At 26.4% G+C, this 13,978-nt stretch carries 13 protein-coding genes; all 13 read right to left on the reverse strand.

Translation table 11 applies throughout. From position 1 onward, the window contains the following. Positions 1-43 precede the first annotated feature (43 nt). The 13 genes from Q4A58_RS02960 to Q4A58_RS03020 are packed head-to-tail and all read right to left on the reverse strand — an operon-like array spanning position 44 to position 13,972. Complete coding sequence (locus Q4A58_RS02960; RefSeq protein WP_303116525.1) at positions 44-1,486, reverse strand: oligosaccharide flippase family protein; 1,443 nt, start codon at positions 1,484-1,486, stop codon at positions 44-46. Then, a complete protein-coding gene (rffA, locus tag Q4A58_RS02965; protein WP_303116468.1) occupies positions 1,467-2,612 on the reverse strand; it encodes a dTDP-4-amino-4,6-dideoxygalactose transaminase in 1,146 nt (381 codons plus the stop codon). Before rffA ends, Q4A58_RS02960 begins: the two co-directional genes overlap by 20 nt. Positions 2,613-2,630: 18 nt before the next feature. Further along, entirely contained in the window at positions 2,631-3,335 is a 705-nt protein-coding gene (locus Q4A58_RS02970; protein WP_303116469.1) for a WbqC family protein, read from the reverse strand. Between the two features lie 2 nt (positions 3,336-3,337). Further along, the gene (locus tag Q4A58_RS02975; protein WP_303116470.1) at positions 3,338-4,243 is read right to left on the reverse strand and encodes a hypothetical protein; all 906 of its coding nucleotides are present in this window, start codon (positions 4,241-4,243) and stop codon (positions 3,338-3,340) included. Positions 4,244-4,253: 10 nt separating this feature from the next. After that, entirely contained in the window at positions 4,254-4,925 is a 672-nt protein-coding gene (locus Q4A58_RS02980) for an acetyltransferase (protein WP_303116471.1), read from the reverse strand. Between the two features lie 14 nt (positions 4,926-4,939). Next, on the reverse strand, positions 4,940-6,037 hold the full coding sequence (locus Q4A58_RS02985; protein WP_303116472.1) for a TDP-N-acetylfucosamine:lipid II N-acetylfucosaminyltransferase: 1,098 nt from the start codon (positions 6,035-6,037) through the stop codon (positions 4,940-4,942). After that, positions 6,038-7,153, reverse strand: a complete 1,116-nt coding sequence (locus tag Q4A58_RS02990; protein WP_303116473.1) for a glycosyltransferase family 4 protein — start codon at positions 7,151-7,153, stop codon at positions 6,038-6,040. Further along, the gene (locus tag Q4A58_RS02995; RefSeq protein WP_303116474.1) at positions 7,153-8,232 is read right to left on the reverse strand and encodes a Gfo/Idh/MocA family protein; all 1,080 of its coding nucleotides are present in this window, start codon (positions 8,230-8,232) and stop codon (positions 7,153-7,155) included. The genes Q4A58_RS02990 and Q4A58_RS02995 overlap by 1 nt, the downstream gene beginning before the upstream one ends. After that, on the reverse strand, positions 8,226-9,329 hold the full coding sequence (gene wecB, locus Q4A58_RS03000) for a non-hydrolyzing UDP-N-acetylglucosamine 2-epimerase (protein ID WP_303116475.1): 1,104 nt from the start codon (positions 9,327-9,329) through the stop codon (positions 8,226-8,228). Before wecB ends, Q4A58_RS02995 begins: the two co-directional genes overlap by 7 nt. Before the next feature lie 13 nt (positions 9,330-9,342). After that, positions 9,343-10,581, reverse strand: a complete 1,239-nt coding sequence (locus Q4A58_RS03005; RefSeq protein ID WP_303116476.1) for a glycosyltransferase family 4 protein — start codon at positions 10,579-10,581, stop codon at positions 9,343-9,345. Positions 10,582-10,593: 12 nt separating this feature from the next. Further along, positions 10,594-11,472: a UDP-3-O-(3-hydroxymyristoyl)glucosamine N-acyltransferase gene (locus tag Q4A58_RS03010; protein WP_303116477.1), complete on the reverse strand. Its 879-nt coding sequence runs from the start codon at positions 11,470-11,472 to the stop codon at positions 10,594-10,596. Between the two features lies 1 nt (position 11,473). Further along, positions 11,474-12,670: a DegT/DnrJ/EryC1/StrS aminotransferase family protein gene (locus Q4A58_RS03015; protein ID WP_303116479.1), complete on the reverse strand. Its 1,197-nt coding sequence runs from the start codon at positions 12,668-12,670 to the stop codon at positions 11,474-11,476. A 12-nt stretch (positions 12,671-12,682) separates the two neighbouring features. Then, a complete protein-coding gene (locus Q4A58_RS03020) occupies positions 12,683-13,972 on the reverse strand; it encodes a nucleotide sugar dehydrogenase (RefSeq protein ID WP_303116480.1) in 1,290 nt (429 codons plus the stop codon). Positions 13,973-13,978 lie beyond the last annotated feature (6 nt).

A 13,978-nucleotide genomic window follows, 5' to 3' on the forward strand; every position in this document is an offset into this window, starting at 1 on the left:
TTCCAAAGAAAAAGAATATAAACAAAGATATATAAAAAAACATTTAGTTATCCTTCCTTTTCAAATATTTAAAATAAATTTCTTTTAGGATCTGAAAGTAAATAATAAGTGTTATTATTTGCAATAAAAACCCTATTCCAATTGTTAAATAAAGGTTATTATAAAAAGTTAAAAATATTGCATAAGCTAATAATAAAAAAGTTAAAATATATATTCTTTTTAAATTAAAACCAAAGTTTATTAATCTATTTGAAAAATATGTTCTTGCACTAAAAAATACAATATAAGATATACCTGTTGAAATTGCTGCTCCTTTAGCTCCTAAATATGGTACCAAAAGAAAATTCCCTACAAGATTTGATAAGGATGAAATTATAGAAACATACAAGAAGTATTTAGTTTTTTTCTTGAATCCTATTCCTAACATAGTTGTTTCTGATAATAAGTACATTATAGGTACTAATACCAATGAAGGCATAACAAAAATAGAAAGATAAAATTTAGGACCTAATATAAACTCTATAACATTCCTAAATAATAATATATTTATTCCTAAAAGAAAAAATATTAAAGATAAATAATCATTTGCTTTTCTATAAAAAATAATATCTTCTGGGTTATTTTTATAATGTTCTAATGCTGTAGGTGTCCAAAAAGAAGTAAAACCACTTTGAATTACTGTTAGCAAAGAAATTATCTTGAAGGCACCAGAGTATATCCCAACTTCATTTAAATCTGTAAATATTTTTATTGTAATTTTATCTAAAGAAGCAAATATCCAATTTAAACCCATTGTTATAATTAAAGGAAAACTAAAATAAAGTAGTTCTTTATAGTCTGTTTTACATTTTTTTTCACTATATAATCCTTTTAAATTCCACATGTTTTTTTCAATTATAATAGCTATTAGTCCTACAACTATATTGGCAATCAAGCTTGCAAAAACTAAAGTTTTATAAGAGTTTCCTAAAAATCTAAATAATACTAAAATAAAAAGAAACTCTAATAGTTTTATAAAAGCGGTAAAAAAAGAAAATAATTTAGCCCTTTGCTTCATTCTTATAACTAAAAAGGAAAATAGATTTATAGTTCTAAAAAAAATTGAAGAAATCAAATATATCCACATGTAATTCTCTTTTCTATTGATAAGAAAAATAAATATATGATTTCTAAAAATAAAAATTAATATTGCTACTAAGCTCCCTAATATAAAAAATGGAGTCAATGACATATACAGCAATTTATTTCTATCTTTCTCCTCTTCTTCATAAAAAAATCTAACAAAAGCTTGCTCCATGGATAAAGAACTTACAATAACTAGTATTTGAACTGTTATCTCTATTATTGAAGCTACTCCATATTGCTCAGGTGATATGATTCTTGTAGTTATAGGAACTGTTAAAAAACCTATAATTAAGTTTATATATCCTCCAATAGAAAAAGATAGAAATTTTTTTATTAAACTATTAGTTTTCAATTCTTTCACCATAGAATTCTTTTATTTTTAATATTACTTTGCACACATCTTCTTCTTTAATACCAAAATAAAGTGGTAATCTTAAAAGTCTTTCACTCTCTTTAGTCGTATATTTATCTTCACCACAAAATTCTCCAAATCTTAAACCAGCTTCTGCTGAATGAAGAGGTATATAGTGAAATACTGTCCATATACCATTTTCTTTTAAAAATTTCATTAAATTTGTTCTTTCATTTAAATCTTTACATTTTATATAAAACATATGTGCATTATGTTTACAATGCTCAGGTATAAAAGGTAACTCTATACATTTTTTAGCTTCCAAAGCTTTTAAACCTTCGTTATAGATATTCCAAGTTTTCATTCTATCATTATATATCAATTCCGCATTTTCTAATTGTGCATAAAGATATGCTGCATTTAATTCACTTGGTAAATAAGAAGAGCCCATATCAACCCAAGTATATTTATCAACTTGTCCTCTGAAAAATCTGCTTCTATTTGTACCTTTTTCTCTTATTATTTCAGCTTTTTCAATATTTTTTTCTTCCTTTATAAGTAATGCTCCACCCTCTCCCATAGAGTAATTTTTAGTTTCATGGAAACTAAAACAGCCATAATCTCCTATAGTTCCTAAGGCTTTTCCTTTATATTCAGACATCACACCTTGGGCTGCATCCTCTACTACATATAAATTATATTTTTTAGCTATTTCCATTATTTTATCCATCTCACAAGAAACACCAGCATAGTGGACTGGAACTATAACTTTAGTTCTTTTAGTTATAGCTGCTTCGATTAGGTTTTCATCTATATTCATAGTCTTAGGATTAATATCAACAAAAATAATTTTTGCACCTCTTAAAACAAAAGGATTTACTGTTGAAACAAATGTGAAAGATGGAGCAATAACTTCATCACCTTCTTTTATATCTAGTAAAATTGCTGCCATTTCAGTTGCATGAGTACAAGATGTTGTTAAAAGAGCTTTTTTTGTATGAAATTCGTTTTCAAACCATTCATTACATTTTTTAGTAAAAGGTCCATCACCACAAATTTTCTTATTTTTTTCCATAGCTTCTTTTATATATTCCATTTCTTTGCCTATATACGGTGGTATATTAAACGCTATCATAAAAACATCCTCCTCTTTTTATAAGATTTCTTCTATTTCACCAGTGAAAATAAACTTATTAGCTTCAGCCCCGCAGTTAAAAATAACATCTAAAACACTAACATAGTGATTAAAATCTCCATATAATTGATTATACTCAGGGTATTTATAATTTATATAAGCTAATTTTATATTTTCTTTTTGAAATTTTTCATTTATTATATAATCTTTTGCAGCTGGGCCAGATAAATAATAATCTCCATTTAATGCCTTTACAATCTCTATTAATTTATCATCTTTAGTTCCATTTGTTTTCAAATCTTTTGAGTTAAAAAATTTAGTTTTAATTCCTAATTCTTTCGCTAAAAAGATACATGTTTCTATATTAAATTCAGATAAATTTCTCCATTCTTTTTCCAAATAAATTCTATCTAGAATATACTTATATTCATCAAAAAATTTAGCTTTCTTATAGTACTGAACTATAGTTTTATAATGTTTTTCTTGCCAATTTTCTTCTTGTGAAATTTCAATTTCATAAATTTTAGTACCCCTTGATGCTTTTTTTACTGGAACTGTTAGCCAAATTTCTCCTTCTGGAGTTTTAATTTTATTTCTTGTTCTCCAATCCCTCTTTGTAAAATCTACATCTTCAAAAAAAACAAAAGTATCTACCTTATTCATCATATCAAATACACCTTTCCAAGGTATATAATTTGATTGAAGTATTGCTATTTTTTTCATACTTATTCCTCTTCTAAAACTGCTAGACCTATGCCAGTCTTCCCATATCCATTCCCATTGTATAGCATATATAGCTTTTTATTGTATTCAAATACATAAGGATAACAAACCATTTCCGAATCCCATCCTGTTTCAGAAGAATAGAAATTACTTTCTTTTACTTTCCATTCATCTAAATCATCTGCTTCTGCATATCCTATCTTATATTTATCTTTATTTCCTCTATAAGAATACCACATTCTCCATTTATTTTTCCATTTAACAACCGTTGGTCTAGAAAAAGCTTGGGATTTACCAATTTCATATGGAACACATTTTTTTCTATTTTCAAAGTTTTTACCATCTTCACTTATAGCTAAATTTATGGTATGTACCATTTCTCCATTTCCAAAATCCCATGTATCTGTTGAGCCATACCACATATAATATTTATTATTTTCTTTTATTACAAATGGATATGATAAACTAACTTTATCAACATCATTATTTATAGACATTAAAAAATTATTATCTCTTTCCATAATATTATTTTCTAAATCTAATTCTGCTCGTGCTATATCTCCTCTCCAATGTTCATTTTTTGGGGTTTGCCAAGCCATATAATACAAATATTTCCTTCCTAGTATTTCTATTATATTTCCTATTCCTATACCACTAGAATCTATTTCATTTTCATTACCATGAAGCATAACAGGTTCTTCATTTATATTTATTATTTTATTTTCTTTCATTGAATAATCGAAAGAACCTACATTTGATTTTCCTTCTATATCTCTAGTTGAAAAATATACCCTTATCTCATTAGAATTTAACTTTATACAAACTGGATTTGCAGAATGACTCCTATTCCAACTTTTCTGATTTTTTTCATCTATCTCAAATATTTTTCCTAACTTTTTCCATTTCATAATTTTCTCCTTAAGAAATTTTTATTTCTGTACTTTTCTTATCTATTTTAGTTGATTGAGGAGGCAGATAGACACCATATTCTTCTGTATCTTTTGATATCCATACTCCTGCTGCTATTAAAGTCTTATATTTTACTCTAATATGATCTCTAAGTGTGCTATTAACCCCAAGAAAACAATTATCTTCTATTACACATCTACCAGAAATTACGACATGTGAAGTTATAAAACAGTGATTTCCTATAGTTCCATGATGCCCTATATGGCTTCCACTCCAAATTACATTGTTATTCCCTATTTTTACAAAAGGTTGAATAGTGTTGTCCTCTAATATAAAATTATTTTCTCCAATATCATTTGTAAAAACATTAGCTTTTGAAGAAATATAGTTTACAAACTTATACCCTCTTTCCTTAGCATTTTTATATATCTTCTCTCTAACCTCATTCATAGAAGTGTAACCAATGGCTATGAATAAACAAAATTTTTCTGGGGGATATTTTTTTTCTAGTTGTTCAAATTCAACAAGAGGTAAACCTTTAAATTCATCAGTTTCAATATATTCTTTTTGAACAGTAAAAGCTTCAACTTTATAAATATTTTTATACTTCTCATCATTTTCAAAATAATATCTCGCTAATTCTGCATTATCCCCAGCTCCAAATATAACAATTTTTTTCATTTTATCACCCATTCTTAACTATTAAATATTCTTTCCCATTGTTTGATTAATTCTTTTTCAGAAAACTTTTCTTTCATTATCTTTTTATTATTCTTTAATGTTTCTTCATCAAACATTTCTAAAGTATTAAGTTCATCAAAAGTTTTAACTTTGATTCCCATATCAGTTAAAGTCTCATAAGTTGAAGTTTCTTTCTTTAAATAGATTGTTTTTTCCATACTTAATAAAGAAGTTGTATTTCCAAAAGCTTGAGCTCTGTTATGTGCAAATATTGCTATATCAATATTTCCTAAGAATTCTAAATATTCATCATATGGCATAAACGAAGTAACAGGGACAAAATTTTCTTTAAAATACTCTCTTCCTTTTTTTATTACATTTTTCTTGTATTCTGTCAATTCATCTACATAAGATAAAATACAGAAACATTTTATTTTTAAATCTTTAAATTTTTTTATTTTTTCTAGGATTTCAAAATGGTTATTATCTGGATCTTCAGAATTTCCTAACTGTATCCATATTTCTTCTTTTTTTTGTTTTTTTAGATTTATTTCTTTATAAAAATTACTCGGATATGTGAAAGAAAGTTCAAGTTTTCCTTTTCCAGAGCAATATTCTTGCATTATTCTATAGTCACCTTTCATAAAAGTTATATAACTATTAAAACTCCCTTTTACTTTCTTATCAAAATAAAAATATATTTTCTTTTTTAATGTAAGCCTTGTATCTTTTTTAAAATAGTAATAATATAGATCCCCTCCCCACATTATCCATGAAGATTTCTTTAAAAAAAATCTAAAAATATATAAAAATAAAATATGTCTAGGCTCAAATAAGCCGTGAAAGTAAATTTTATCTGCTTTAACATAGTTAATGAATAGCTTTATGAATAAAAAAGGAAGTTGTAAAATCATAAGAATTATTTTCACATTTTTACTATTATTTTTCCCTATAGAAATATATCTTTCAGTATTTTTATAGTCTACTAATTCTATTTCTGTTGAACCATCTATTACAATAAATTTATTATTGTCGTTGGAAAAATTTTTATTTATAAAAGTTATAAAAGGGTTTATAAATTTATCATTTCTCATTATGTGTAAAAATTTCATTCAATTAGCCTCTCTATTGACAACTTCATTATAAATTTTCTCATATTTTTCTGCTATATACTTCCAATTAAATTTATTAACATACTCTTTTGTTTTTGCACTATATTTATCATAATTATTATATATTTTTATTATTTTTTCTATAATTTCATCTATGTCATTATATTTTACACTATACCCTACCTTCCCTTCTGGGATTTGTTTATCAAACCCTTGTCCTCTAGTGTAAATTATAGGCAACCCTTGTGATAAGGCTTCTGCATATACTAAACCAAATGTCTCGTATTTGGAAGGCATTATAAAAATATCACTTTCTGATAAATATTCTTTTATTCTCTCTTTAGAACAAAAAGGTATATATTCTATAAAAGGCTCTTTAATTTCTTTTAAATTTATTTCTAAATCTCCAATAATTGTAAATTTAACCTGGTATCCTTTTTCAATTAATCTCCTACAAGCTAGTATTGAAGTTTTGACATTTTTATTTTCATTAATACTCCCAACATATATTAATCTTAGTTCACTATTTCTTTTTTTATAATCAACTAGATTTTCTATCCAATATTTATCAATTCCATTAGGAATTACAATACTTTTTTTCTTAAACTCCTCGTATTTATCTTTAGGTATATATTTACTCAAACAATATTCTTCATAAGAAGGTGACAAAAAAATTATTTTATTGGCATTTTTTAAAATTTTTATCCCATATTTTCTTAAGAAAAAAAAATATTTAAAAAATACGTTAATATCCGTATTTCTAATAGCAACAATATACGGAATATTGTATTTTTTCTTTATTTTATATGCTACATAGCCATTTGTAAATAATGTATGAGCATGTAAAAGAGAAATATTTTTCTTTAGAATCTCTGTTTTCATTAGAGCTTCTAGTATTTTTTTATTTTTTTTAAAAAAAAAGAGTCTATCAGTACTGTTAAAACATTTTTCAATATAAATCTTATTATTCTCTTCTAGATCATCAGATATATTAATTTTTTCATTATTATTAATAGGCACAAAAATATAATTTCGAATACTTTTATTTAAATTATTAAACAAATTCTTATATAATTTACTTCCTAAATAATATGAGCATATATGTAATATCTCCATTAATTCTTCATCTCCATTGTCGAAAACTCTTTAAATTCGGCAAACTTAACAGGCATTCCTGTTTTTCTTGATTTATATGCAGCTAATATTATTTTTACTGCTAAAAGCCCAGCTTCTCCATCAACTAATGGTTTTCTATTTTCTTTAATAGAGTCTATAAAGTCTTTATAAAGTGCTTCATGTCCATATCCGTATACAGAATTAGGATCTCCACAATCTATTGACAAGTATTCCTCTTCTTTTTCTCCGTCAACTCTCCATGTATCAATTTTGTTAACAGCGGTTCCGCCAACAACAATCGTTCCTTTTTCACCTACTATTGTTAAAGTTTCCTCTAAGTTTTTAGGATAAGTTATAACACTTCCCTCAATTGTACCAATTTTACCATTTTTATATTTTATACAAATAACTCCATAGTCCTCTCCTTCAATTTTTCTTGAAAAAGTATTTGCTATAGAGTACACTGTATCTATTTCAGAATCCATCATCCAATTTAGTAAATCAATATTGTGAATACATTGGTTCATAAATGTCCCACCATCTAGTTCCCAACTTCCTCTCCAAGAAGCCTGCTTATAATAATTATCATCTCTATACCATAAAACTCTAGCTGTTCCAGTAAAAATTTTTCCTAATTTTTCATCAATAATAGCTTTTTTTAAAAGTTGAATAGGATAGTTAAATCTATTTTGATGACATGCTGCTAATTTTAATCCTTTTTCCTTTGCTTTATCAACAAGTTTTTGAGCACCTTGAATAGACATAGCAATAGGTTTTTCAATAATAACATTAATTCCATTTTCAAGAAAATATAAGCCTATTTCTTCATGACAACCACTCTCTGTTGCTATAATTGCTACATCTATTTTAACTTTATTTAAAATCTCTTTATAATTTTTTTCTTTTATTATCGAGATTTTATCTACTGTTAAATCTTCATATTTTTTTTCTATAAAATCCATTTTTGTTTCTACAATATCTGATAAAGCAACTAATCTCGCATTATCTGAATTTTTTATAATCCCATCAGTAATTTTACTAGCTATTCTTCCACAACCTATTATTGCAAAATTTAACATTTTCCACTCTCCTGAAAATATTCCAACATAATCTTAACTATTTTTTCAGTTGCATTTCCATCTCCAAATTCATTTCTAGGTGAATCCCATTTAATTTCATTATTATTAATAGCATCCTTCAAATTTTCAATATTTACAAAGTGATTCCAACCATCATGAACGGTTTCACTCCATCCTCCTCTTAATAATGTAACACAAGGAACTCCATGTAAATACGCTTCTTTATGTAATCCACCTGAATCTGTGACTATTTTTTTCGCTTTTTTACTAAAATATAGAGTTTGTAAATAAGATAATGGTTGAACAAAATATATTTTTTTATAATTTTTATAAATTTTTCTTATAATATTTTTTATACGAGGGTGTACACTGAAAATAACAAGTATACCTAATTGGTCTATAACATCTAAAATTTTTTTTATTTTCTCTATCGAATCAGTATTCTCTGGTCTATGTAGTGTAAATAAATAATAAGTTTCTATATTTTTTATTTTATTCTCATCATTATATAATGGTTTTAATTCATTTAGCATATAAAAAAAATCATTGTTTTCAACCAAAGTTGTATAATGCTTTAATGAATCATACATAATATCTCCTACTACAAAAGAGCGATTCTGAAGCCCCTCTGAAATAGCATCATTAAGATTTTCTTCTGTACTAAGAAAAATTAAATCTGATAAGTGATCTGTTAATATACGATTTTGTTCTTCTGGCATATCTTTACAATGAGTTCTTACTCCACCTTCAATATGAAAAATCGGAATATTCATTTTTGCTGCTACAAGAGCTCCAGCTAAAGTAGAATTAGTGTCTCCGTATACCAAAATAGCATCAGGATTTTCATTTTCTATAACTTTTTCTAATTTGATCATTATTTCTGCAGTTTGTTTTGCATGTGTATTAGAGCCAACCCCTAAATTATATTTAGGTTTTGTCATTTTTAATTCATCAAAAAAAATATCTGACATATCACTATCATAGTGCTGCCCTGTATGTACTAAAATTTCTTGAAAGTATAACTCTAATTTTTTAGAAACTATATTTGATTTTATAAATTGAGGTCTTGCCCCTACAATAGTAAGTATTCTTTTCATTTGTCTATCTCCCTTAAACATTACTTATATACTGAAATATTTTTTCAAGTTCCAATGATAAAACTTTCCAATCAAATTTCTGAATTGTTTTTTGAGTGTTTTTTTGTAACTCTTCATATTCATCTTTACTTAAAGTAAGAGCTGTATCAATAAGTTTTTCATACTCTTCAATTGTATGACACTGTTTAACTAATCCACATTTATGAAAATCTACTATATCATATTCTCCATATTTTTGATTACTAATAACAGGTTTTCCACTAGCCAAATATTCAAAAAGTTTGTTTTGACTACTTCCATATTTATTCACTAAACTTTCTTTGATTGGAAGATATGTCAAAATATTGAAATCTCCTTGCGACAAAATACTAGGGATTATCTTTTTTTCAACTTTTCCCTTATACTTAATATTCTTAATATCATTATCCAAAATATAAGTCTCTATTTCAGAAACCTCATCTCCTGAACCATAAAGTAGTAATAATGAATCTTTCCCAACTCTTTCAAACGCTTTTACTAACGTTAATACATTATTAGCTTTTCTAATTGATCCTGTATAAATAAATTTTTTCTTTTGAGACCTCAAATCAATATCATCTAGTTCAATAATAGACTTTCTGAATTCTTCCAAGTCTACCCCATTATTAATATAAAATATTCTTGACTTAGAAATTTTATTTTCCCAGTGTCTTTCCCTTATATATTCCTTACCTCCAGGAACGGTAAAAATAATCGCATCTGATTTTACATATATTATTTTTTCTATTATTGAGAGTATATAAATCAGAATATTATATTTAGATATTTTTTCACTATAGTCAACAATACTGTAAGGCCAAATATCTCTGACCTCTATAATAATTTTTGCTTTTTTTATTTTCCCTACTATTAATCCAAAAAAGCTTGCTATCAAACATGGTGAAGACAAGTATACTATATCTGGATCTCCATATTTTTTGGAAGCTAAAAATAAAATTTTGATAGAAAATTCTAACATATTTATTAGTCTTTTTACAGAATTTTTACCATAATCTATATTTTTTATAAAGTTAAATTTTACACCTTCATAATATAAAGTTTTTATAAATCTGTTCTTTTCTTTAATATTTATATTTGAATTATGAATTTGGCTAGAAGTAAAAATTTCAAAATTATATTTTTCTTTTAAAATTTTTGCAAATTGAAACTGTCGAACAAATGTCCCTAATTCAGGAGGAACAGCATAGTGATTAATCACCCATATTTTTTTCAAGGTCTTCTCCTTTTATATTTTCTTTAAATTCTCCATAAATTTAGAATGCTCTATAGCTAAATTTCCTGTAACAGTCTTTCCTGACTCAACACTCCTACTTACAACAGCACCCATGCTCACTCGAGATTCTTCTCCTATTTCAATTCCATTTCGTAAAGTTGCATTGATACTAATATATGACTTTTTGCCTATTCTAGTTCTTCCCCCTATAACGCTACCAGCAACTATAATTGCTTGATCTTGGATTTTAACATCATGACCTATTTGCACTAAATCATCAATTTGAACATATTTCCCAATGTACGTTTGACCAAAAACTCCCATTTCTACTGTTGAATTAGATTGTATATTAACAAATTCATCAATAAATATTTCTCCTATTGGTATTATAGGAATATTTTTATCTGAAAGTGTTAGCACTTCTAATGGTCTACTTCCAACAATTGTCCCTGCACCTATTCTTGTTCCTTTTCTTATAGTAACATTTGAATAAATAACAACATAATCATCAATAATTACATCATCTTCTATTACTATATTTTTCCCTCTGATTTTAACTGTGTCTGCTATATTTGCTTTTTTAGAAATTTTGTTTGCAACTATATTTTTATTGTAAAAATTAGTTTCAGCCAACTTATTATGAAGTTCAAAAAAATCAGTCTTAGGATTTTGTACAACTAAAATTCCTACATTTTTACTTATACAAGGTACTAACTCTTTAGTTGTAATAACTGCTGAGACACTTTTATTATTATTTAATTCATCAATATATTTATCAGATGTCAAAAATGTTAAATGTTTTTTTTGAAAATATTCCTCAGCTGTTAAACCTAACCAATTAAATTCAGCATCTCTTATTAGTTCTCCAAAAGATAAGTCAGATAATTTCATTTTATTCTCCTACATTATTTAAAATATTACTAATATGTTTAATTTCCTCTTCTTTTAATTCAGGATCTACCGGAATAGCTATTGTTCTATGTGATAAGTATTCAGCTATAGGCAGATCTCCCTCTTTGTAACCTAAATTATTATAAACCTTTTGTAAATGTAAAGGTACTGGATAATAAACTCCGTATCCTATACCATTCTTTTCAAGAATTTCAATAATTTTTTCTCTATTTTCAACTTGTAATATATACATATGGTATACATTTTTATTTTCATTATCTAATTTCATCTTTTTGTACTTTTTATTATCTAAATTTTTATCATAGTAATTAGCAATCTCTATTCTCTTCTGATTCCAACTATCTAAATAAGGAAATTTTATATTTAAAATTCCTGCATGAAGCTCATCTAATCTAGAATTATGTCCAATCAAATAATTATAATATTTTTTAGGATTATAAACAGTGTCATCTACACTAGCTTTGTTTTCTTTATTTATACCTACTTCATTTCCAGTTAATAATGAATATGCCTCTGCTCCTTGTTCACCACTTCCATGAGCTTTTAAAGCTCTACAAATTGTTGCCAGGCTGTCATTATTTGTAGTTATTAGCCCCCCATCACCATAAGTTCCCAAATTCTTTGTTGGAAAAAATGAAAAACATGCTAAATCTCCAATGCTCCCTACCATTTTATCCTTATATTTTGCCCCTATTGCTTGGCAAGCATCTTCTATAACAAAAAGATTATGTTTTTTAGCAATTTCATTAATCTTATCCATATTTGCTGGGGTTCCAAAAATATGTACTGGCATTATTGCTTTTGTTTTAGCATTTATTTTTTCTTCTATTTTTTCAGGATTTACATTAAAATCCGTTTCATTTACATCAACAAAAACAGGCTTTGCTCCAACAAAAGTTATTGCTTCAGCTGTTGCAAAAAATGTAAATGGTGTTGTTATAATTTCGTCATCTTTCCCTATATTTAATGCTTTTAAAGCTATTATTAAAGCATCTGTCCCATTAGCAACTCCAATAGCATGCTTAACTCCTAGATATTTCTCTAAACTTTTTTCAAAAGTTTTTACATTATTTGCATTTATATATGCTCCACTTTCTAAAATTTCAGATATTTTATCTTCTATATCTTTTCTTAAATAAGAATATTGTCTTTTTAAATTTAATAAAGGTATATTCATTATTCCCTCCCATTATAATCGCCAATAATCAAAAATATCTTCTGCATCTTTTTTACTATAAATTGACTTCACATCTATAAGTAATGGTTTTTTGTGGTCTTTTTTAAATAATTTTTTTAATTCTTCCAATTTCATTTCTCTATATTGTTTATGACCAACAGCTACAACAACAGTATCAACATCTTTTACATTTTCTAAATTTTCTAATTTTATTCCATATTCTTCAATTGCTTCTTCATTATTCGCCCAAGCATCGACAACTATAATTTCTACTCCAAACTCTTTAAGTTCTATTATCATGTCATTTACTTTAGAATTTCTCAAATCAGGACAATTCTCCTTAAATGTTAAACCCATTACTAAAACTTTAGAACCTTTTATAGTCATATTGTTTTCTATCATTTTCTTTATTATTTTTTGCGCAACAAAGTTTGCCATTCCATCATTAATTCTTCTTCCTGCTAAAATTACCTGTGCATGGTAACCTAATTCTGCTGCTTTGTCGGCTAAATAATATGGGTCAACTCCTATACAATGCCCACCAACTAGTCCCGGTCTATAAGGAATAAAATTCCACTTAGTTCCTGCTGCTTCTAAAACTTCTAAAGTATCAACTCCTATTTTATCAAATATTAATGACAGTTCATTAACAAAGGCAATATTTATATCTCTTTGGGAATTTTCAATTACTTTTGCAGCCTCTGCAACTTTTATTGAGCTTGCCTTATGAATTCCTGCCTCTATAATTTGACCATAAATATCAGCAATTATATCTGAGCTTTCTTTATCTATTCCTGAAGTAATTTTAACTATCTTAGTTAAAGTATTAACCTTATCTGCTGGATTTACTCTTTCTGGTGAATAACCTATTTTAAAATCTGAGCCACATTTCATTCCAGATTCTTTTTCCAGAATTGGTAAGCATACTTCTTCTGTTGCACCTGGATAAACTGTTGATTCATAAACAACTATTGTTCTTTTTTTCATATTCCTACCAATAATTCTTGATGCACCTATTAGTGGTCTAAAATCTGGAGCTTTATTTTCTAAAACAGGAGTAGGTACTGCTACTACTATAAAATCAGCCTCACTTATTTTTTTTTCATCTGAAGTGAAATCTATATTTTTTATATTTTTTATTTTTTCATTCCCTACTTCATTTGTAGGGTCAATCCCTTCTAAATATTTTTTTATTTTTTCCTGATTTAAATCAAAACCTATAACATTGAATTCTTTTTCAGCAAAGGCTATTGCTAATGGTAAACCTACATACCCCAAACCAACTACACATATTCTTTTCATCTTTTT

Source organism: Fusobacterium sp., assembly GCF_030528405.1.
Classification (GTDB): Bacteria; Fusobacteriota; Fusobacteriia; order Fusobacteriales; family Fusobacteriaceae; genus Fusobacterium.

Excerpts from the sequence above, each read along its gene's own strand:
- Q4A58_RS03015 (WP_303116479.1), bottom strand. The coding sequence starts at position 12,670 with ATGAATATACCTTTATTAAATTTAAAAAGACAATATTCTTATTTAAGA.
- Q4A58_RS03010 (WP_303116477.1), bottom strand. The coding sequence starts at position 11,472 with ATGAAATTATCTGACTTATCTTTTGGAGAACTAATAAGAGATGCTGAA.
- Q4A58_RS03020 (WP_303116480.1), bottom strand. The coding sequence starts at position 13,972 with ATGAAAAGAATATGTGTAGTTGGTTTGGGGTATGTAGGTTTACCATTA.
- Q4A58_RS02995 (WP_303116474.1), bottom strand. The coding sequence starts at position 8,232 with ATGTTAAATTTTGCAATAATAGGTTGTGGAAGAATAGCTAGTAAAATT.
- rffA (WP_303116468.1), bottom strand. The coding sequence starts at position 2,612 with ATGATAGCGTTTAATATACCACCGTATATAGGCAAAGAAATGGAATAT.
- Q4A58_RS02990 (WP_303116473.1), bottom strand. The coding sequence starts at position 7,153 with ATGGAGATATTACATATATGCTCATATTATTTAGGAAGTAAATTATAT.
- wecB (WP_303116475.1), bottom strand. The coding sequence starts at position 9,329 with ATGAAAAGAATACTTACTATTGTAGGGGCAAGACCTCAATTTATAAAA.
- Q4A58_RS02980 (WP_303116471.1), bottom strand. The coding sequence starts at position 4,925 with ATGAAAAAAATTGTTATATTTGGAGCTGGGGATAATGCAGAATTAGCG.
- Q4A58_RS02975 (WP_303116470.1), bottom strand. The coding sequence starts at position 4,243 with ATGAAATGGAAAAAGTTAGGAAAAATATTTGAGATAGATGAAAAAAAT.
- Q4A58_RS02985 (WP_303116472.1), bottom strand. The coding sequence starts at position 6,037 with ATGAAATTTTTACACATAATGAGAAATGATAAATTTATAAACCCTTTT.
- Q4A58_RS02970 (WP_303116469.1), bottom strand. The coding sequence starts at position 3,335 with ATGAAAAAAATAGCAATACTTCAATCAAATTATATACCTTGGAAAGGT.